This is a genomic window from Devosia sp. CAU 1758 (assembly GCF_054482695.1).
The window spans coordinates 837,675-856,358 of the sequence record NZ_JBTLRJ010000001.1 but is presented as its reverse complement, the minus strand read 5'-3'; the positions used below and the strand labels follow the sequence as shown (position 1 = coordinate 856,358).

The 18,684-nt window shown below is 61.6% G+C and carries 21 protein-coding genes and 1 other RNA gene; 8 read left to right on the top strand and 14 right to left on the bottom strand.

The genetic code is table 11. From position 1 onward, the window contains the following. Window positions 1-11 precede the first annotated feature (11 nt). The 3 genes from ACXYMS_RS04275 to rsmH are packed head-to-tail and all read right to left on the bottom strand — an operon-like array spanning window position 12 to window position 3,102. Window positions 12-1,721, bottom strand: a complete 1,710-nt coding sequence (locus ACXYMS_RS04275; RefSeq protein WP_458903962.1) for a peptidoglycan D,D-transpeptidase FtsI family protein — start codon at window positions 1,719-1,721, stop codon at window positions 12-14. Further along, window positions 1,721-2,104, bottom strand: a complete 384-nt coding sequence (gene ftsL, locus ACXYMS_RS04270) for a cell division protein FtsL (RefSeq protein ID WP_458903961.1) — start codon at window positions 2,102-2,104, stop codon at window positions 1,721-1,723. The genes ACXYMS_RS04275 and ftsL overlap by 1 nt, the downstream gene beginning before the upstream one ends. Continuing rightward, window positions 2,101-3,102, bottom strand: coding sequence for a 16S rRNA (cytosine(1402)-N(4))-methyltransferase RsmH (gene rsmH / locus ACXYMS_RS04265; RefSeq protein WP_458903959.1), 1,002 nt, complete (start codon window positions 3,100-3,102; stop codon window positions 2,101-2,103). The genes ftsL and rsmH overlap by 4 nt, the downstream gene beginning before the upstream one ends. 204 nt (window positions 3,103-3,306) lie before the next feature. On the opposite strand from rsmH, the gene ACXYMS_RS04260 reads away from it, so the two are divergent. The 3 genes from ACXYMS_RS04260 to ACXYMS_RS04250 are packed head-to-tail and all read left to right on the top strand — an operon-like array spanning window position 3,307 to window position 6,281. Continuing rightward, window positions 3,307-4,803 (top strand): sensor histidine kinase, encoded by a 1,497-nt coding sequence (locus tag ACXYMS_RS04260; protein WP_458903958.1) that lies wholly within the window; start codon window positions 3,307-3,309, stop codon window positions 4,801-4,803. Further along, the gene (locus ACXYMS_RS04255) at window positions 4,800-5,243 is read left to right on the top strand and encodes a response regulator (RefSeq protein ID WP_458903956.1); all 444 of its coding nucleotides are present in this window, start codon (window positions 4,800-4,802) and stop codon (window positions 5,241-5,243) included. The genes ACXYMS_RS04260 and ACXYMS_RS04255 overlap by 4 nt, the downstream gene beginning before the upstream one ends. Before the next feature lie 6 nt (window positions 5,244-5,249). Further along, window positions 5,250-6,281 carry a histidine kinase dimerization/phosphoacceptor domain -containing protein gene (locus ACXYMS_RS04250; RefSeq protein ID WP_458903954.1) on the top strand — a complete coding sequence of 344 codons (1,032 nt, stop codon included), beginning with the start codon at window positions 5,250-5,252 and terminating at the stop codon, window positions 6,279-6,281. On the opposite strand, the gene ACXYMS_RS04245 is transcribed toward ACXYMS_RS04250, so the two are convergent. The 3 genes from ACXYMS_RS04245 to ACXYMS_RS04235 form a co-directional block, all read right to left on the bottom strand. Then, complete coding sequence (locus tag ACXYMS_RS04245; RefSeq protein WP_458903952.1) at window positions 6,278-7,270, bottom strand: NAD(P)-dependent alcohol dehydrogenase; 993 nt, start codon at window positions 7,268-7,270, stop codon at window positions 6,278-6,280. The two genes, ACXYMS_RS04250 and ACXYMS_RS04245, sit on opposite strands and share 4 nt — an antisense overlap. Window positions 7,271-7,345: 75 nt before the next feature. Then, window positions 7,346-7,582 carry a helix-turn-helix transcriptional regulator gene (locus ACXYMS_RS04240; protein WP_458903951.1) on the bottom strand — a complete coding sequence of 79 codons (237 nt, stop codon included), beginning with the start codon at window positions 7,580-7,582 and terminating at the stop codon, window positions 7,346-7,348. A gap of 5 nt (window positions 7,583-7,587) precedes the next feature. After that, complete coding sequence (locus tag ACXYMS_RS04235) at window positions 7,588-8,016, bottom strand: hypothetical protein (RefSeq protein WP_458903949.1); 429 nt, start codon at window positions 8,014-8,016, stop codon at window positions 7,588-7,590. 273 nt (window positions 8,017-8,289) lie between these two features. Here ACXYMS_RS04235 and ACXYMS_RS04230 point away from each other — a divergent pair, with 273 nt between their 5' ends. Further along, window positions 8,290-8,703 carry an MAPEG family protein gene (locus ACXYMS_RS04230; protein WP_458903947.1) on the top strand — a complete coding sequence of 138 codons (414 nt, stop codon included), beginning with the start codon at window positions 8,290-8,292 and terminating at the stop codon, window positions 8,701-8,703. Window positions 8,704-9,434: 731 nt separating this feature from the next. Here the strand turns inward: ACXYMS_RS04230 and ACXYMS_RS04225 are convergent. The 8 genes from ACXYMS_RS04225 to ACXYMS_RS04190 form a co-directional block, all read right to left on the bottom strand. Continuing rightward, complete coding sequence (locus ACXYMS_RS04225) at window positions 9,435-10,721, bottom strand: saccharopine dehydrogenase family protein (RefSeq protein ID WP_458903946.1); 1,287 nt, start codon at window positions 10,719-10,721, stop codon at window positions 9,435-9,437. 44 nt (window positions 10,722-10,765) lie between these two features. Further along, entirely contained in the window at window positions 10,766-11,866 is a 1,101-nt protein-coding gene (locus ACXYMS_RS04220; RefSeq protein WP_458903944.1) for a carboxynorspermidine decarboxylase, read from the bottom strand. 159 nt (window positions 11,867-12,025) lie between these two features. Further along, window positions 12,026-12,178, bottom strand: coding sequence for a hypothetical protein (locus tag ACXYMS_RS04215; protein WP_458903943.1), 153 nt, complete (start codon window positions 12,176-12,178; stop codon window positions 12,026-12,028). A gap of 128 nt (window positions 12,179-12,306) precedes the next feature. After that, window positions 12,307-12,692, bottom strand: an RNA gene (gene rnpB / locus ACXYMS_RS04210) — RNase P RNA component class A. 32 nt (window positions 12,693-12,724) lie between these two features. Continuing rightward, window positions 12,725-13,501, bottom strand: coding sequence for a TerB family tellurite resistance protein (locus tag ACXYMS_RS04205; RefSeq protein ID WP_458903941.1), 777 nt, complete (start codon window positions 13,499-13,501; stop codon window positions 12,725-12,727). Window positions 13,502-13,561: 60 nt separating this feature from the next. Next, window positions 13,562-14,338 carry a hypothetical protein gene (locus ACXYMS_RS04200; protein WP_458903939.1) on the bottom strand — a complete coding sequence of 259 codons (777 nt, stop codon included), beginning with the start codon at window positions 14,336-14,338 and terminating at the stop codon, window positions 13,562-13,564. Between the two features lie 126 nt (window positions 14,339-14,464). After that, complete coding sequence (metF, locus tag ACXYMS_RS04195) at window positions 14,465-15,358, bottom strand: methylenetetrahydrofolate reductase [NAD(P)H] (RefSeq protein WP_458903937.1); 894 nt, start codon at window positions 15,356-15,358, stop codon at window positions 14,465-14,467. Further along, a complete protein-coding gene (locus ACXYMS_RS04190; RefSeq protein WP_458903936.1) occupies window positions 15,351-16,322 on the bottom strand; it encodes an ArsR/SmtB family transcription factor in 972 nt (323 codons plus the stop codon). The genes metF and ACXYMS_RS04190 overlap by 8 nt, the downstream gene beginning before the upstream one ends. 155 nt (window positions 16,323-16,477) lie before the next feature. Between ACXYMS_RS04190 and ACXYMS_RS04185 the strand changes: the two genes are divergently transcribed. From ACXYMS_RS04185 to ACXYMS_RS04170, 4 genes are all read left to right on the top strand, one after another. Then, window positions 16,478-16,831: an ArsR/SmtB family transcription factor gene (locus ACXYMS_RS04185; RefSeq protein WP_458903935.1), complete on the top strand. Its 354-nt coding sequence runs from the start codon at window positions 16,478-16,480 to the stop codon at window positions 16,829-16,831. Between the two features lie 2 nt (window positions 16,832-16,833). Next, entirely contained in the window at window positions 16,834-17,304 is a 471-nt protein-coding gene (locus tag ACXYMS_RS04180; RefSeq protein ID WP_458903934.1) for an SRPBCC family protein, read from the top strand. 138 nt (window positions 17,305-17,442) lie between these two features. Continuing rightward, entirely contained in the window at window positions 17,443-17,868 is a 426-nt protein-coding gene (locus ACXYMS_RS04175) for a DoxX family protein (RefSeq protein ID WP_458903932.1), read from the top strand. Between the two features lie 35 nt (window positions 17,869-17,903). Then, complete coding sequence (locus ACXYMS_RS04170; protein WP_458903931.1) at window positions 17,904-18,530, top strand: MBL fold metallo-hydrolase; 627 nt, start codon at window positions 17,904-17,906, stop codon at window positions 18,528-18,530. The last annotated feature ends 154 nt before the right edge of the window (window positions 18,531-18,684 follow it).

Sequence of the window (18,684 nt, the reverse complement as noted above, 5' to 3'; positions counted from 1 at the left end):
TCTGGATCGATCTAACGGAGGATGGGCGGGATAATCTGTTGATCTATGGCTTCGCTGAAGTCTGGCGCGACGCCGAGCATGGGGGCTACGCGCTGGATGACGCGGCCGGAAATTGCGCCGGCATTCCAACCGGCCGTTGTCCCCGATTGCGGGTTTTCGGCCTTGGGCTCATCCACCATGATGACCATGGCGTAGCGCGGATTGTCGAGCGGGAAGGCCGAGGCAAAGAAATTGGTGACCTTGCTGGACGAGTAGCGCCCATCCACCACCTTTTCGGCGGTACCGGTCTTGCCGCCGACGCGATAGCCCTGCGCCGCCTTATTCATCTGCGAGCCCGACCCTTCGAGCGCATTGAGCCGCATCAGATAGCGCATGGAGTCGCTTGTCTGGGGACTGATCACGCGTTCATAGAGCGCCTCGGCCGCCGCAATGTCCCGCTTATAGAGCGTGGGCGCGATGTAATTGCCGCCATTGACGAAGGCCGCATAGGCAGTGACCATGTGCAGCGGCGACACCGACAGGCCATGGCCGAACGAGGCCGTCGCCGCACCCACTTCGGACAGTTCACCAGGGACGGTGGGCACGCGCATTTCGGGCAGTTCGAACTCGACGCGCTCATCGAACTTCATGCGGGAGAGAAAGGCGCGAAAATTATCCTTGCCCAGCGCCTGCATGATGCGGATCGTGCCGATATTGGAGGAATATTTGTACACCTCCGGCAGCGTCAAAATGCGGTGCTTACCGTGGAAATCGTCGATGGTATAGCGCCCGAACCGGATACCGTATCGCGCGTCGAATTCGTCTGTGATAGACACCGCGCCGCTGTCGAGCGCCCCGGCAATGGTCACCGTCTTGAAGATCGAGCCCGGCTCGAAAATGCCCGAAGTGATGCGGTTGAAGGTGTCCTTGACCAGCGCCGAGGCCGGCTCATTGGGATTGAAGTCCGGCACCGAGGCGAGCGCGACGATCTCGCCGGTATGGATGTCCATCATCACCCCGGCCGCTGCGATGGCCTGGTAGCGCGTCATCGCATCCACCAATTGCTCATGCATCACATGCTGCACCCGCATGTCCACGGACAGCTCTACCGGCGTCAGCGCGTTACCGCGCGCCAGCCCAAGCTCCTGCAATAGCGCCACGGACTCGCCATCCATATGCCGCTCGATGCCGGCAATGCCCTGGTTGTCGACATTGGTGGATCCCAGGACATGCGCAGCCTCGCTCATGGCCGGATAGAAGCGCTTGGATTCGGTGATGAAATCTACGCCAGGAATGCCCAGCCGCATGATCGCGTCCTGGATCGCCGGGGTCAGCTCGCGCTTGACCCAGACAAAGCCCTGGTCCCCGGTCAGTCGATTGCGCAGCCAGGTCTCGTCGAGATCGGGCAGCACCGAGCGCAGGGCCTCTACGGCTTCCTCGACATCGATGATCCGGCGCGGCTCGGCGTAAAGCGATGGCACGCGAATATCCACGGCCATTTCGAGCCCGTTGCGATCCAGAATTGGCGGCCGCGTCGCGGTAATCACGTCGCGCGCCTGCCCCTCGATGGTCTGGTCGGTCTCGACCATGCCCAGTTGCACGAGGCGGCCGCCCACCAAGGCAAAGCCGAGCACCACGGCCAGGATCATCCAGCGGATACGCGCCTGGGTCAGGTTGCCGCGCTGCTTGCGGGCCCCCTCCAGCGCGATGGTCGGCACGAAGTTCTCCGAAGCGAGGGCCATTATTCGATGCCTTCCATCTGGAGGATTGCGTCGATGGGATCAACGCCGTCGGCGATGGCTGCAAACAATGCATCCATGCCAGCCGTATCGGGCCGAACCGGACGCATCGGCAGGGCGGTGAAGGAACCGAACTGCTCCTGCTGCACAGGACCGATAGCCAGTACTTCGGAATGACGCTGCACGATGGGGTCGATATGACCCGGCTGGTTGAGCACGGCCCAGTCGGCCTTGAGCAGGGACAATTGTCCCTCCTGATCTTCGATCTGGGCGCTCAGCGCCGTGCGCTCGGCAGCCGTCCCCTCGATGGCGAATTTTAGCGCGTAGACCCCGGCCAACATGGTGACCGAGACAAAGAGCAGTAAGATGTTGATGTTCCGGATCATCCCGCACCCCGGATTTGCGGAACGCCAAGCCCCTTGAGGTCAACCGGACGCGCAGCATCGGCGGTACGAATGCCGCTGCGCAAGACCGCGGACCGCGCCCGCGGATTGCGCGCCAGTTCCACCGGGCCGGACTTGATGGCCTTGAAGGCCTTGTGCCAGCGGCGCGGCGCCATCTCGACTTGCGGCAGGTGCCGTGACGCCGTGGGGCCGCCCTTTTCAGGATCGAAGAAGCGCTTGACGATGCGGTCCTCGAGCGAGTGAAAGCTGACTACCGCCAGGCGACCGCCCTCGACCAGCAGGCGTTCGGCGGCAAACAGCCCCTCGACCAATTGATCGAACTCGCCGTTGACGGCAATGCGCAGCGCCTGGAACGAGCGAGTCGCCGGATGCGCGTCGCCCGGCTTGCGGCCGATTGCCTTCTCGATGATGCGAGCCAGTTCCAGGGTCGTGGCGATCGGCGCGGTCTCGCGCGCAGCAACGATGAACTGGGCAATGCGGCGGGACTTGCGTTCCTCGCCATAGGCGTAGAGCAGGTTGGCCAGGTCTTCGGTTTCAAGCTCGTTGACGAGGTCGGCGGCACTGGCGCCAGAACGGCTCATGCGCATGTCGAGCGGCCCGTCGCGCATGAACGAAAAACCGCGCTCGGCCTGATCGAGTTGCATCGAGGACACACCAATATCGAGCACCACCGCATCGATTGGGCCATGATCTGCGGCCAGCGTATCCAGTTCGGAAAACGTCCCCGGCACAAAGGTGAAGCGATCTGAGAAGGCCGCACTGAGGGCTTCCACATGCGGTGCAACCGAGGGATCGCGATCAATGCCGATGACGTTTGCCCCGGCTTCCAGCAGCGCGCGCGAATAGCCTCCAGCCCCGAAGGTGCCGTCGACTATACGGCAGCCCGCGACCGGAGAAAGAGCCGACAGCACTTCCTCTAGCAGCACGGGCACATGCGGCCCGCCCGGTACATCGGTATCGGGCAGGGAAGGCTTGCCCATATCCGCTACAACTCCACTCCGGCCAAATCGGCCGGTTGCATAAACTCGTCTCCGATCTTGCATGCCGACGCTTAAGATTCTGTTTCCCATTTCTGATCCGCCATTCCCTGCCCCACCTTCAGAAAATCCGACATTCAATTAATTTATGCATATTGCCCTTGCCGACGGTTCGGGCGATGAAATCCAGAGTCACACGGGGATTCCATGCCTATAACCAGCAAGACATTCGTGCGGACCACCGCTCTTCTGCTGCTTGTGGGCCTGCTGGCCCTGCTCGGCATTGTCGGCACGACGCTCTGGCTGAGCGAGCGAACTCAGGTCTACTTCAACGAAGTGGTCGAAGCGCGCGAGGCGAGGGGCGCCACTGTCGACCTGCGCGCCCTGTTGCAGGACGCCGAGACCAGCCAGCGTGGTTACATCATCACCCTGGACGAGCAATATCTGGCACCCTATGAAGCCGCCCTACCGCAGATCGACGAGAACCTGGCCCGGCTTGACGCTGTGCTGCTGCCCTACCCGCAGGCCGCAACCCCACTCCAGCAATTGCATGACGACATTGCGTTCAAGCGGGACGAAATGGCCAACACCATCGAGCTTGCGCGGCAGGACCGCCGCGCCGAGGCTGTGGAGATCGTTCGAACCGATGCTGGCAAGGAAGCCATGGATCGCTCCCGCGCCTTTTTTGCGGGACTGATCGACGCTGCAGATGCGCGTCTCGCTCAAGGCGTAGAAGACCAGCGCAATACCGCCGCTCTCCTGCGGGTCGTCTCCATCGTTGGAGCCCTGGTGATTTTCGCCGTCATCGCCGGCGTCATCTGGGCCGTCCTCAGCTATACTCAGGAACTGGCCAATGCCCGGCGGGCTGTCGAGGAGGCCAATTCGGGCCTTGAAGCCCGGGTCAAGGAGCGCACGGCTGACCTGGGCAAGGCCAATGAGGAAATCCAGCGCTTCGCCTATATCGTCACCCACGACCTGCGCGCGCCGCTGGTCAATATCATGGGCTTCACCGCCGAACTGGAAACCAGTGTCGATGCGGTGAAGACCTATATGGACGCACAGCCTCCTTCCGAAACCGACCTCGTCGCCGAAGAGGCCCGCGTGGCAGCCCTCGAAGAACTGCCCGAGGCGATATCCTTCATCCGCGCGGCCACCCGCAAGATGGACGGGCTGATCAATGCCATTCTCAAGATCTCCCGCGAGGGCCGCCGCCAGCTGAATCCCGATAGCGTGGACCTGGGCGAAGTCGTCGAGGCTAGCGCCGCAGCCGTGCACCACCAGGTTGCCGAGGGCAAGGGCGAAATCACCACCGATATCCGCGTCGGCAAGATCATCACCGATCGCCTCTCGCTCGATCAGATACTGGGGAATATGCTCGACAATGCCGTCAAGTATCAGGAACAAGATCGGCCGCTGCGGGTTTCCATTCGGGCGCGGCATGTACCGGGGAACCGTATTATCATTGAGGTCGAGGATAATGGGCGCGGCATTGCCGATACAGATCACGAACGTGTCTTCGAGCTGTTTCGTCGCTCAGGCTCTCAGAACAGCCCCGGGGAAGGGATCGGCCTTGCCCATGTGCGCACCATGGTGCGCAGCCTTGGCGGCGACGTCACCCTGACCTCGAAACTGGGGGAAGGCACGACTTTCATAATCAATCTGCCGCGCGATGCGCGCAGCTATCTGGGGAGTTTCGGCGCATGAACAACGCACGGCCCGTGACCATCATCATGGTCGAGGACGACGAGGGGCATGCCCGCCTCATCGAGAAGAATATCCGTCGCGCCGGTGTCGCCAACGAGATCGTGCCCTTTGGCAACGGCACCGATGCATTGGCCTACCTGATGGGGCCGGACGGCTCCGGCCTGGTCAACAAGGGGCGTCAACTCCTGGTCCTGCTCGACCTCAACCTGCCGGACATGACCGGCATCGACATCCTCGAAAAGGTCAAGAACAACGAGCACACCAAGCGCTCGCCTGTCGTGGTGCTGACCACCACTGACGACCAGCGGGAAATCCAGCGCTGCTATGACCTCGGCGCCAATGTCTATATCACCAAGCCGGTCGATTATGATGGCTTCGCCAACGCCATCAAGCAGTTAGGCCTGTTCTTCTCGGTCATGCAGATTCCCGAGACCGAATAGACCGCCATGCCCAATCGCACGCCGCATGTTCTTTATATCGACGACGATCCGGGCCTGACGCGCCTGGTCGAAAAAGCCATGCAGCGACGCGGCTATATCTTCGATCATGCCGAAACCGGCGAGGCGGGACTGGAAATCATCCGTCGTGGCGGCATCGATGTGGTCGCGCTCGACCATTATCTGCCCACCGGCACGGGCCTGGATGTACTGCTCGGCATGGAAGGCATGGTCGACCGACCCAGCGTCGTCTATTGCACCGGCTCGGAAGAGACCGCAATTGCCGTTGCGGCGCTCAAGTCGGGCGCTACCGACTTCGTGCCCAAGACGCTCTCCGAAGAGTTCATGGAGTTGCTGCTCGCCTCCATCGACCATGCCATCGACCATGTGCGCCTCAACCGCGCCAAGGCCAAGGCCGAACGCGAAGTGCACGAGGCCCGCGAGCGTGCCGAAATGCTGCTCGGCGAGGTCAATCATCGCGTCGCCAATTCGCTGGCCATGGTCGCGGCCCTCGTGGGCCTCCAGGCCAATGCCGTAGAGGATTCCGAAGCCAAGCGCGCCCTTTCCGAAACGCAGGCCCGCATCCAGGCCATCGCCGGTGTGCACCGCCACCTCTACACCTCCGACGATGTCGGCACCGTGCAGGTTGGTGACTATCTCAACAGCCTTGTGGGCGAGCTGGAAAATACCCTCCAGGCCGAAGGCCGCACCGCCAGCATCCGCGTCGATGTCGAGGGCTTCCCCATGCCGACAGAGAAGGTCGCCTCGCTCGGCGTCATCGTCACCGAACTGGTCACCAACGCTCTTAAATATGCCTATACCGACCAGGCGCCGGGCGAGGTGCGCGTGCGCATGAGCCGCGAGGATAGCCAGGTCCGCCTCTCGGTCGAGGATGATGGCATTGGCTGGACCGGGACCGGCACGCCCCAGGGCACGGGCCTGGGCAGCCGCATCGTCAAGGCCATGGCCCATAGCCTCGGCGCCAGCGTCAGCTATGGGGAGGGTCCCGGCACCAGAGTGCTCGTGACCTTTGAATATTAAGGCGCGACGAGTACCACCGGCATGGCCACTACCACATCGCCCGACTTGACCTCGCTCTCCACATAGCGATGCGCCGCGACGATCTCGGCCAGCGGAAACACGCGGTCCGTCACCGGCCGCACCGCGCCCTCGACCAGAAGGTCGTTGAGCACCTCCAGATCCTTGCGCTTGTCCGCTTCCGGCCGCAATCCGGTGGTGGCGAGCTTGCCGCGCTTGCCGCCGCGCTGCCCACCAGTCAGCATCAGCCAGAAAATGCCCCAGCCCGGCACCGTGGTGAGATAAATGCCCCCTGCCCTCAGCGCTGGCTTGCTGCGGGCAAAGCTCGACTTGCCGACGGCATCGAAAATCACGTCAAATCGTTCGCGCTGCCGGGTGAAATCCACCGCATGCCGGTCGATGAAGTGATCCGCGCCCAATTCACGCGCCAGTGCCTCGTGACGCGCTGACGCCACCGCCGTCACCTCGGCTCCGTAATATTTGGCCAGCTGGATGGCCACGGCCCCAACGCTGCTGCCCGCGCCATTGACCAGCACATGGTCGCCCGGCTTCACCTGGCCCTCGTCGCGGATGAACGGCATGGCGGTCAGGTAGGAATAGCTCAGCCCGCCCAAGTGCACGAGATCCTGCCCTTCCGGCGCCTTCACCAGCGCACCGCTTTCCTTGACGCAGGCATATTCGGCCATGCCCCCCAGGCTCCCGCCCACCGATCCATGCACACGGTCACCCACGGCAAACCGCGTCACCTCCGGCCCGACCGCCGCTACGACGCCGGCAATATCGTCCCCCAGCACGTCGATCTTGGGCCGGAACAGCCCGGCAAAGAACCGGACGATGAACGGATCGGCCTTGCGGAAGGCGCAATCGGCCAGCGTGACGGTGCTGGCATGCACTTCCACCAGCACCTCCCCCGCCTTCGGCACCGGCCTCGGGCGCTCGGCAATGCCGATGACCTCGGGACCGCCATAGCGGCTCTGGGCTGCAACCTTCATCGATAAAATCTCCATGCGTCATCGCTCACGCGGCCGCTTCCGCGATGCATCATTGCTGCGGCTGACAGTTTCAGGTCAGGCTTGATCCGGGCCCGGCGGGGACCACTGGAACACCTCGTCTATGCCCACGCCGAACACATGGGCGATGCGGAAGGCCACCTCCAGCGAGGGCGAATAGCGCCCCTGCTCGATGGCCACGATGGTCTGCCGCGTCACGCCCGCCTTCTCGGCCAGCGCCGCCTGGGTCATCTCCCCGGCATGAAAGCGCAGCGTGCGAATGGTATTGCTGACATTTGGCTGTCCCTTGCCCATGGCGCTCAGCTCGTCCGGTAATAATAGAGTTCGGACAGCGCGTTGATCGTCCCGCCGATCACCGGCGCGGCAAACAGCGCATAGACCGCAAAGCTCGCCTCCGCCCCCATGGCCAGCGGGATCAGCGCCAGCGCCGCCGCGATGGATGTGGCAATGGCGCTGTTACGCTGGCTCCTGGCCGATACCAGGTGATCGCGTTCATCCGAAGGCTCGTCGCGCAGCTCCGCCCGCTGGATGATCGAGATCACGATGGTCGCGATGATCGTTCCGACAATGTTGAAGGCGATCATTGCCCCCACCGCCCAGAGCAGCTTGATGGCAATCTCCACCGTCGAGCCCACCGCACCACCATTGAGCGCATCCCAACCCAACCAGCCGCCCACCACGGCCACGCCAAGCAATTGCACCCCGGCCATCATTTCCTTGAACGTCATCTCGCATACCCCGTGGCTTCATCGACCACACAGGTAATGCAAACCCGACACGATGTCAATTAGTTCATACATCGAGTCGCGTAAAGTGGACTTTGAACGCTTGGGGTCGAGACAAGAGGTCCCCTGCCGTTCCCCATCCCGGTGTGGTTTGCGGTAGGCCGAAAAGGGGTCAGGGTCTGAAATGGGGTGGAAAACGGACTGGCGGCTTTCAAGCAAATCGTTCGCGTAACCCGGCTTAGGTGCTACCGTTCGATCGCTTACTACAGGGATCCTATGGAGACTTATTCGTTCAGTATCATCGGGGTGCTGGTTCTCTGCCTAATATCACTCGGACTGGCCATCTACTCTGGCGCCTCGAAAGGAAGGGCTGGTTTGCTTTCCGGACCGGTCGAAGACGCTCGCGACGAGAATCCTCTCTATCGCATCGACCGAGTTCACCTGAACTCGGTAGAGGCTCTGGGGCCTTTTGCCATCTCTGCTGTTCTGGCGATGCTGGTTGGGGTCGGCGCCACGCTGCTTGCGTCGCTTGTGTGGCTGCACCTTGTCATCCGGTTCGTTCACATGATTGTCTACCTTCGTGGCGGGGAACCGGCAAAAGGTGGCAAGCTGAGGACAATCCTGTACGTGCTGTCGGGCCTAGTCACCATCGCGCTGATCGTCACCACTGCTTGGACCTCGCTCATTTGAGGGTCGCGCTCGGATAAGGTCCATCATTGGTTGCGATTATGCCGGACAGAAATCTCACGTTTGAACAATCCCTGCAACGACCGCTCCTGGCAAAGGCGCACCCTACCGCCAATGACCGAAACGGGGTCGCTTTCCGCCCTCGTGGTTCGAGGCTCCGCTGCGCTGCGCACCTCACCTTGAGGGCCAATGAGACACCGCATTCTCATCAGCCCTCATCCTGAGGTACCGCGCAGCGGCCTCGAAGGGCGAGGGCGCCCAACCGTGAACTCTACCAAACATAAAAGTAATCCCCGCCCCCTCAACCCTGCCATATCCTCTACCCATCACTCCCGTGCGGACGGACTGCAGCGAACTTTGCGGGGGGAGCCGGGCGTAATTGGGTCGCTCCAGTTGCGCGATTAGGAAGCGGTCACCCTGCGACGAGCGTTCAATGGGGTCCGAGACCTATGCGAAAAACCGGTGCTTTGATCCGTCCCGAAGGGCAAATCTCTCCGGTGGAGAGATTTGAGGTGAAAAGGCCATAAGCGCTACGCGCGAATGGCTAGGGCGGCGACGTCTCTATTTTCATAAGATTTACTGAGACGCACGCGCCTCGGGACACGTCCATTTTCGCAAACGGGGGCCGTGAGGCGATCCGGCTCTTCGGCATGCCTTCTGGCCTGCGGAAGGCTCTTTAAACCCTCCACAAAGCAAAACGGCCGGGAAATCCCCGGCCGTCTGCATTGAAAAAATCAGGCGCCGCGGACGCGGGCTTCCCGTCCGGGGCGTTCCCGGAATTCGGCCGGGTTGAATTCCCGGTCGCCCTTGGCGTCGCGGATGCGGGTGCTCAGCCCGATCCGGCCCAGCAGTTCGATGAACGGCACCGGCGGCAATTCCTCGACATTGGCCATGCGGTGGCAATCCCACTCGCCCCTGGCGATCAGGATCGCGGCCGCGATGGCTGGCACCCCGGCGGTATAAGAAATCGCCTGGCTGTTGGTCTCGGCAAAGGCCTCTTGATGATCCGCGATATTGTAGACCAGCAATTCGGTCTCGACCCCGTTCCGCACGCCCTTGACCAGGTCGCCGATGAAGGTCTTTCCGGTGTAGTCCGGGGCCAGCGACATCGGATCGGGCAGCACGGCTTTGACGACCTTGAGCGGCACAACCTGCTGGCCCTCGGCTGTGGTCACCGGCTTTTCCGAAAGCAGGCCCAGCGTGTTGAGCACGGTGAAGACATTGATGTAGTGGTCGCCAAAGCCCATCCAGAAGCGGATATCGGGCACGCCCAGATTGGCCGAGAGCGAATGCACTTCGTCATGGCCGGTGAGATAGGTGGTGTGCGTGCCCACGACCGGCAGATTGTCGGTCCGCTTCACCTCGAACATTCTATTGGCCGTCCACTGGCTCTGCTGCCAGCTCCACACCGTGCCGGTGAACTCGCGGAAATTGATCTCGGGATCGAAATTGGTCGCGAAATAGCGGCCATGGCTGCCGGCATTGACGTCGATGATGTCGATACTGTCCACCCGGTCGAAATAGCTGTTCGCCGCCAGAGCCGCATAGGCATTGACCACGCCCGGATCAAAGCCCGCGCCCAGGATCGCCGTAACGCCCTTGCGCTCGCATTCCTCGCGCTGCTTCCACTCGTAATTGCCATACCAGGGCGGCGTTTCGCACACCTTGGCGGGGTCCTCGTGGATGGCCGTGTCGATATAGGCGGCGCCCGTATCCATGCAGGCGCGCAATACGCTCATGTTGAGGAAGGACGAGCCTGCATTGAGAACGATCTGGCTCTTGGTCTGCCGGATCAGGGCCTTTGTCGCCTCGACATCCATGGCGTCGAGCTGGTGGGCGGCCAGAATACCCGGGCGCCTGAGCGCCTTCTTGTCCAATATGCCGGCGACCAGCGCCTCGCATTTGGCAATCGTGCGGGAGGCAATGTGAATGTCTCCGAGCACATCATTGTGCATTGCTGCCTTATAGGCAGCGACCTGCGCGACACCTCCGGCGCCGATAATCAGAACGTTCTTTTTCAATTGGCACGAAACACCTTTTGCAAGCGCGACGGGATCAGCCCTGTTTATGACAGGCTGGCGACATAGTCGGCATAATCGAAGCTTTGCACAAGTTCGATCGCGCCGTTTTTTCTGCGGATGGCTATAGCGGGCATTGCCACGCCATTGAACCAGTTTTTCTTCACCATGGTATACCCCCCCGCATTAAGCAGGGATATCCGATCCCCAACCGCCAGCGGCGCGGGAAAATCAAAAATGCCGAACACATCGCCTGCAAGGCAGGAATTGCCCGCAACCTGATAGCGATGCGGCCCCGCATTGGGCGCCACCGCGCCACTTTCGCGATAGACCAGCAGATCCAACATATGGGCCTCGACGGCGCTATCGACAATGGCCACGGACATGCCATTCTCGACAATGTCCAACACCGAGACTTCCAGTGTCGTCGTATCGGTGACCACCGTATCGCCCGGTTCGAGATAAACCTGGACATTGAACTTCTCGGCAAAGGCCCGGAGCCGCGCGGCGAGGCCGTCTATGTCATAGCCGGGCTTGTTAAAATGAACGCCGCCGCCCAGGCTCACCCAGTCGAGCCGCATGAGCAGATCACCAATCTTATCCTCGATCTGGTCCAGCAGGGTACAAAAGGCGGCAACAGAGTCGTTCTCGCAATTGCAGTGCAACATGAAACCGGAAACCCGCTCCATCGCCGCTTCTACTTTTTTACGGTCACTTTCGCCAAGGCGGCTGAATTTGCGAGCCGGATCGGCCAGATCGAAATGCGAATGGCTGACGCCCGGATTGACCCGCAGGCCAATCGGCAGATGCGCCGCCTTGCCACCGAAACGCTCGAGCTGGTTGACGGAGTTGAAGATGATCTTGTCGGCATTGGCGATAGCCTCGTCGATCTCCCCGTCAGGCCAGGCGACCGAATAGGCATGCGTTTCCCCGCCGAACTTTTCGCGCCCCAGCTTCAGCTCATTGAGCGAGGACGAGGTGGTGCCATCCATATGCGGGGCGATCTGTGGAAAGGTCGACCAGGTGGCAAAGCATTTGAGCGCCAGAAGGCACTTGGCGCCCGAGGCCGCGCGCAACTGATCGACCCGCTCCAGGTTTCGCGCCAGCGCGGTTTCATCGATCAGGTAATAGGGGGTGGCCAGGGGCATCGCGCCAAAACTCCGAAGCGTGTGCCCGCCGGAAATGCGGCGGAGGAAAGCCGCAGGGTTTAGCGACGAGTGGCGTCATGATCAAGTACTGTGTAGAACGATGCAGTCCCCGAGGTTGAACCCCGGGGACATGGAAGTGAGGCCATCGGCTCGCCGTGATCAGTCGTCGTCGGTGGTGTCAAGCAGCGACTTGGAAACGTCGCACATGGACTTGTCGGTGAAGGGACAATTGTCCGCATCCCAGGCGAAGGCCGGGGCGGCAATGCCGGCAGCCAGGGTCAGGGCAAGGAGGGCGGCGAGGATCTTTTTCATTTGGGGCTCCTGTGTTCGTGAACAGGCAGGAGCTTGGCAGCCTCAACATTACAACAGGATTGCCATAGTCTATCCGTTGCTTGCCGTGACATTAAACCTTTGTCACCACATGGCAATCCGGGGAAATCAACGCCAGTTGACCTGTAAGCCGGGTTCTGTAGGGCCGCGTTGCCGCGACGTGGTGACCATTCATCTGAGGCGGCTGTTGCCAGCGCGCTCGTGCAACCAACCCGGATGACATGGCCTCGAAACAGGCTGGAGCTTGCGCCCCGCGTCATCCCTATTTGGTCTTGCTCCCGGTGGGGTTTACCGTGCGGCCTCTGTCGCCAGAAGCCCGGTGCGCTCTTACCGCACCCTTTCATCCTTACCCCGGCATGCCGGGGCGGTTTGCTTTCTGTGGCACTTTCCCTAGGGTCGCCCCCGGCGGCTTTTAGCCGCCACCGTGTTTCGATGGAGCCCGGACTTTCCTCCAGCGGACGGTTACCCACCCGCCAGCGGTCACCCGGTCAACTGGCGCGGCTTATGTGCGGGAGCAATGCTTCGCCGTCAAGTGAGCAGCGGCTGCGCCTTGGGCTTGGTGATGGCCTGATAGGCCAGGTTGATCGCCGCCATGCGCGCGGTGGCGACGTCGATCAGGTCCTCCGGCACACCCTTGGCGATCAGCCGGTCGGGATGATGCTCGGCCACCAGCAGACGATAGACCCGCCGCACTTCCTCGGGCGGCGCATCATGGGTGAGGCCGAGCACCGTATAGGGATCAACATCCTCGCCCAGCATGACGTGCTGGGAGGCAATCTGTTCAAAGCGAGCATCATCGAAACCGAAAATGCCGCTGACATCACGCAGATATTCGAGTTCGGCTTCGTGCACGAGCCCATCGGCAGTGGCAATGAAGAACAGGCTATCGAGCACGTGTTCGAGCGTGTCGGGCGTTTCGGCAAAGAAGCGCGCCACCTTGCGGGCATAGGAGTCGTACCCGGCAACATCCTGCTTGGCGAGATTGAAGAGCCGCTCGACCTGCGGCTCGCTGCCCTTGGCGATCTCCACCGTGGCGTTGAAGGCGCGCACTTCCGAGGCCGTCACCGCGCCATCGGCCACCGCCATCTTGGCCGAAAGGGCAATCAGTGCCAGGGTGAACGCGGCCTCGCGACCGCCCGGCAGCCAGGTGTCGGGATCAAGAATATTGGCAACGTGACCGGCAACGCCGGTGCGCTGCGAAAACGAGCCCAGGAACTGGGCCAGCTTCTGCCAGACATCGCGATTGTCTTCGGCCTTGCGGACGCAACACAGCATTTTGACGCCTTTTTCATCCCGCTGGGTCAACACCACTACCCTCTTCGCTGCCGCCGGTCCACGTCCGCCTGGGCATAGCCGCCCTGCCGTCTATTCAAAGGGATAATACTCGTCCTCGTACGCCCGAGGGAAGCGCTGCGCCCGATTTCGGCTGTTGGGGCCTTGGTCGAGGAAAAAGCCGTCCGGATCGTAGTCGGGCGTGACCTGCCCCGACCCGCCCTGCCTGCGGGCCAGAAAATCCGAAAGCGGTCCGCTTTCCCAATCCGCGAGATCGGCATCGGTGGTGATCGGCGCCGGCGTGTCGATGACCAGCGGGGGTTGCGCGGCGACCTGCGGGCGTTGCACCGATGCTGGCCGCTGGGAAACGGGCGTGGGGAAGCTCACCTGCTGCGCCCGCGATACTGTCGCCACGGATTCGACATCGCCCTCGTCTTCGGGCGCCGCCACGTCCGGCTCGACCGCCGGCTCCGGTGTCACGGCCGCGCCCGCAACGCCGCTGATATAGCTGGGCAACGGTCGCCCCGCTTGCAGATAGGAACTGACGACATCGTCGCCCGCGGCCTGTCTCCCGGTATTGGCGGTGACTACCGGATCCGCTTCGATCGCATCTTCCGGCACAGCGGCGGTAGCGACCGGCTCCACTGGCTTTATCGGGGCCGTGACAGGCTTGGCCACATTGGGTGGTCTCTGGGAAAGCGGCGTCGGCAGAATTGGCGCTTCTGGTTCCGGCTGCGTTTCGACCAAGGCGATCTTCGGATCGGTCTGCGGCTCGAACTGGCGCAGGGCGACATCGGCTGCGGGCACTGCAACCACGATCAAGGCGCCGGCCCAAGCCAGCCCATTGGTGATACGGCGATCTATCGGCATAGAATTACGACTTCCAACATGCTCCGCCCGAGCGCGGGGACTTCGCCCTTTTTCATGGCCACAATATGAAGGGCGACGGTAATGCTGGGGTGTCCCACCTGAACGCAGGCTGAACGGACATCGCCGCTATGATCGCCGCCCCAGGAGCCGCGCCAGGGCAAGCACCAGGTTGGAGCGATTGAGCGTATAGAAGTGGAATTCCGTAACGCCCTCGTCGAGCAGCTCGGTGACCTGTTCGGCGGCAACGGCCGCGGCAACGAGAGCGTGCGTCTCAGGATCCTCCTCCAGGCCTTCAAACCGTTCGGCCATCCAGTCCGGTATTGAAGCGCCGCAGCGCGAGGCGAATCCGGAGATCTGCTTGAAGGAATGGATCGGCTGGATTCCCGGCACGATGGGGGCCGTCACCCCAGCTTTTCGTGCGCGCTCGAGATAACGCAGGAAATCGGAATTGCGGAAGAACATCTGGGTGATGGCGCGGTCGGCGCCGGCATCGATCTTGCGCTTGAGATTGTCGATATCGGCATCCCAGTCCGCGCTTTGCGGATGCTTTTCTGGATAGGCCGCAACGGAAATATCGAAATTGCCGATGCGGCGAATGCCGGCCACGAGGTCGGCAGCGTTCTGATAGCCCTCGGGATGCGGAGTGAACGGCTGACCCACGCCCTCCGGCGGATCGCCGCGAAGGGCAACGATGGAGTTGACGCCCGCCTGCTGATAGCCGCGCACCACCGCATCGACTTCATCACGGGTCGCGCCCACGCAGGTCAGGTGGGCAGCGGCAGCGACGCCGGTATCATTGGTGATCCGGCTGACCATGCGCAATGTGCGCTCACGCGTCGAGCCACCGGCGCCATAGGTCACCGAGACGAAGCGCGGGCTCAGCGGCGCCAGCTTGGCGATACTGTCCCAGAAGCGTTCTTCCATAGCGTCGGTCTTGGGCGGGAAGAATTCGAAGGAGAGCTGCAGGTCCGGGCGCTGGTCAGCGGTCTTCCGGCTGGCGCGCAGATTGTCGTCAAGCATGGGTCTGGTCCATCCTGTTGCGGTCGCCGAGGTGCCAGAGGCAGACCGTCAGCCCGCGATCCTTGGTGTCGCTGGGAAAGGCCCGCATCGAGAGCACATCAAGCCCCGCCACGGCCGCCCAGCCATTCATCTGCTCCTGCGACAGCCCCAGACGCCGATGGGCGTGTTCGGCGCGCAGGAATTCGAGGTCATGCGGGGCAAAATCCACGATGAGGATTTCCCCGCCAGTCTTGAGCAGGCGTCGAGCCTGTGCCAGCATTCGGCCCGGATCGTCGAAATAGTGCAGCACCTGATGGATGACGACGACATCGGCCGGCCCGATGGAAGCATCGAGTGCAGCGATGTCGCCCAGCCGCACCTGCGCATTGTTGAGGCCCGAGGCCACAAGGCGCGACCGCGCTACGGCCAGCATTTCGCGGCTGGCATCGATTCCGACGCCATTTTTATAGGCCGGCGCCAGCACTTCAAGCATCCGTCCGGTGCCGGTGCCCAGATCGACGAGAAGGTCGACGCTGCGCCCGCCCAGTTCGGCCAGCACCGCCGCCTCGACCGCCGCTTCGGGGACATGCAGGGTCTTGAGCAGGTCCCAGCTCTTGGCGACCTTGGCGAAATAGTCTGCCGCCAGAGCCTGCTGTTCGGCCCGCGCCTCGGCCTGCCGCGCCCGGTCGCGCTGACGCTCGGGGTCATTGGGGTCGACGCGCGCGGTCAGCCAGCGCGCCAGTTCCGCGCCCTGCCCTTCCGGCGCCAGCCGGTAATAGGCCCAGGCGCCTTCGGCATGACGCTGCACGAGGCCCGCATCGGCCAGGAGTTTCAAATGCCGCGAGACACGGGGTTGGCTCTGGTCGAGGATTTCCGTGAGGTCCTTGACCGAGTGATCGCCATCGGCCAGAAGCGCGAGAAGACGCAGGCGGGTATCCTCCCCCGCCGCCTTCAACACCCCGACAATTTCACTCAGTCCACTCATCGCGCCCTCGGATATAAAGATATCTTTATATCTAGTTTGGAGGCGGGGTCCAGCACCTTTTTGAGCATGCTGCCGCGCCGCTCCCCAAAGCGGACTGTTGATTATATATCAAGAATGTTATATAGCTGTCGCAACATATACAACCAGGATATGCGATGACCTCGTTTGATCAATCATTCGCTGCTCTGGCCGACCCCACCCGACGGGCAATAGTCGCTCGTCTGGCCGAGGGGGAGGCCACTGTACAGGAACTCGCTCGACCGTTTTCTATTAGTCAGCCGTCCATCAGCCGGCATTTGAAGGTGCTCGAGGATGCGGGACTGATCGAAACACGAGTTGAGGGCACTGCCCGGCCGCGCCGCCTGAAGCCTGAAGCCATGGGCATGCTTTGGACTTGGCTCGGACAATATCGCGCGCTCTGGGAGGCGCAGTTCCAGAAGCTCGATGCGGTGCTCGAGGAGCTTTCCAAGGAGGAACAACAAGTGCCGCACGACCCTAAGGAGGATTGATTATGAATAGTGCCGTTAGCATCGAACCGTTGCAGGTCGCTCACGAAGGCGACACGGATATCATCGTCCGGCGCAGTTTCAATCATCCACCCGAACGTGTCTGGCGGGCCATGTCTGATCCGAAGCTGATCCCCAAATGGATGGCGTCGGTGGATACGATGACACGATGCGACATGGACCTGAGACCTGGCGGAAGTTTCCGCTATGAATGGGGCAATGCATTCTACTTCTCTGGCCCGATCATAGCTGTAGAGGCGCCCCATCATATGACGCATGTGGAGCACTTCAACGGTGATACGGAGTCCGGAACCACTGTAATCACCGACCTGGTTGCACGGGGCACGGGAACCCGCATGACCATCGTGATGCGCTATGCCAATGCCGAGGCTCGGGCCGCAGCGGTCCAAATCGGTATGACGGACGGCTTTGATGAAGTCTATGACAGGCTCGAAGCGCTGCTAACCGAAACTTAGCACCACTATCGCTGGCTGGGCAGCCACAAGCCGAGCCAGCAACTCCCAAACTCCGCAATTCCACCACGTGTAGCGACTGGCTTCGCCACGCTCGCCTCTACACGCCCTTGTTAATGCAAGTTCAGAAGGAACGACATCATGAAAATAGCAATAATCGCCTATTGGGCAAACACGGCTTTGCTAAGCTTGATCTATGCAGGAGGAGCGTTGGCCTACTTAACGCAGCGGGATATGGTCGAAGAAGGCTTTATCCACTTTGGGTTTCCCGCCTATTTGATTACCGTTCTAATCGTTGCCAAGATTGCCGCGCCACTGGCGATCCTCACGCGGGCCTCTGTCTTGCTCAGTGATCTCGCCTATGCAGGCATGTTGTTCCACCTGCTCCTTGCGGTTTCAGCCCATCTCAATGCTGGCGACGGCGGCTTCATCCCGGCCCTTGTTGGGTTCGTTCTACTGGTCACCTCATTCCTCACTCAGAACGCTGCCCGCAAACGGCCTTCCCCCAATGTACCCGGTGCCTTCAGCTCACACGAGTTCCAGCCTTGGTCGCGAACATCACCGTAGGTCTAGCCAAATTTGAACGGAACTGGAGACCAGAGATGAGTACTCGCCGACCTATCAAAATCACGCCGATCTTCGTTGCAGACCTTCTGGTGGAGGATGAACGCATGCCAGTGTACGTGCATGTTATCGACCACCCCGACGCTCGGATTCTCGTGGATACGGGCATGACCGAACTCCATCCAACGGCGGCGGCTCTGAACCCGTGCCTTCACCCCCTCAACAAGCAGAATTTCGATGTGGGGAGCGTCGATATCGTCATCAACACCCACCTGCATGCTGACCATTGCGGTGGCAACCACTTGTTTGCCGGCAAGCCCATCTATGTCCAGCGCCGCGAGTTAGAAGACGCACGCACCAAAAGGGACGAGTACCCCATTAGAGAGTGGGTTGATGCGCCTGGCGTTGAGTATTTGACCGTCGATGGCGAGTTCGAACTGCTGCCTGGATTGCGACTGGTTCCAGCGCCAGGACATACAGACGGTATGCAGGTCGTAGTGATCGAGACTGAAGGACGTCCGATCGTAGTTGGCGGTGACGTCGCGGTATGGTTCGGCGAATTGGAGGAACCGCACAGCGAGGGCCAGTTGCGCGTTCTGGCAATGAATCCGGAGTTGATCTGGCTGGCACATGAACACGAGCCATGGCGACCGCGCCCCGCGTGAGTGTCATTTGGGGCGAAAATCACTCACCTCGGCCTAAGTGGTCGTGCGGCTAGGGCCACTCAACCATCAGGATGCGTGTGTCCGCTTTCTGGCAAATCGGACCCTACAGCGGACCGTCCGCATCCCATCCCATCGCTGCCATTGCCAGCTTCTG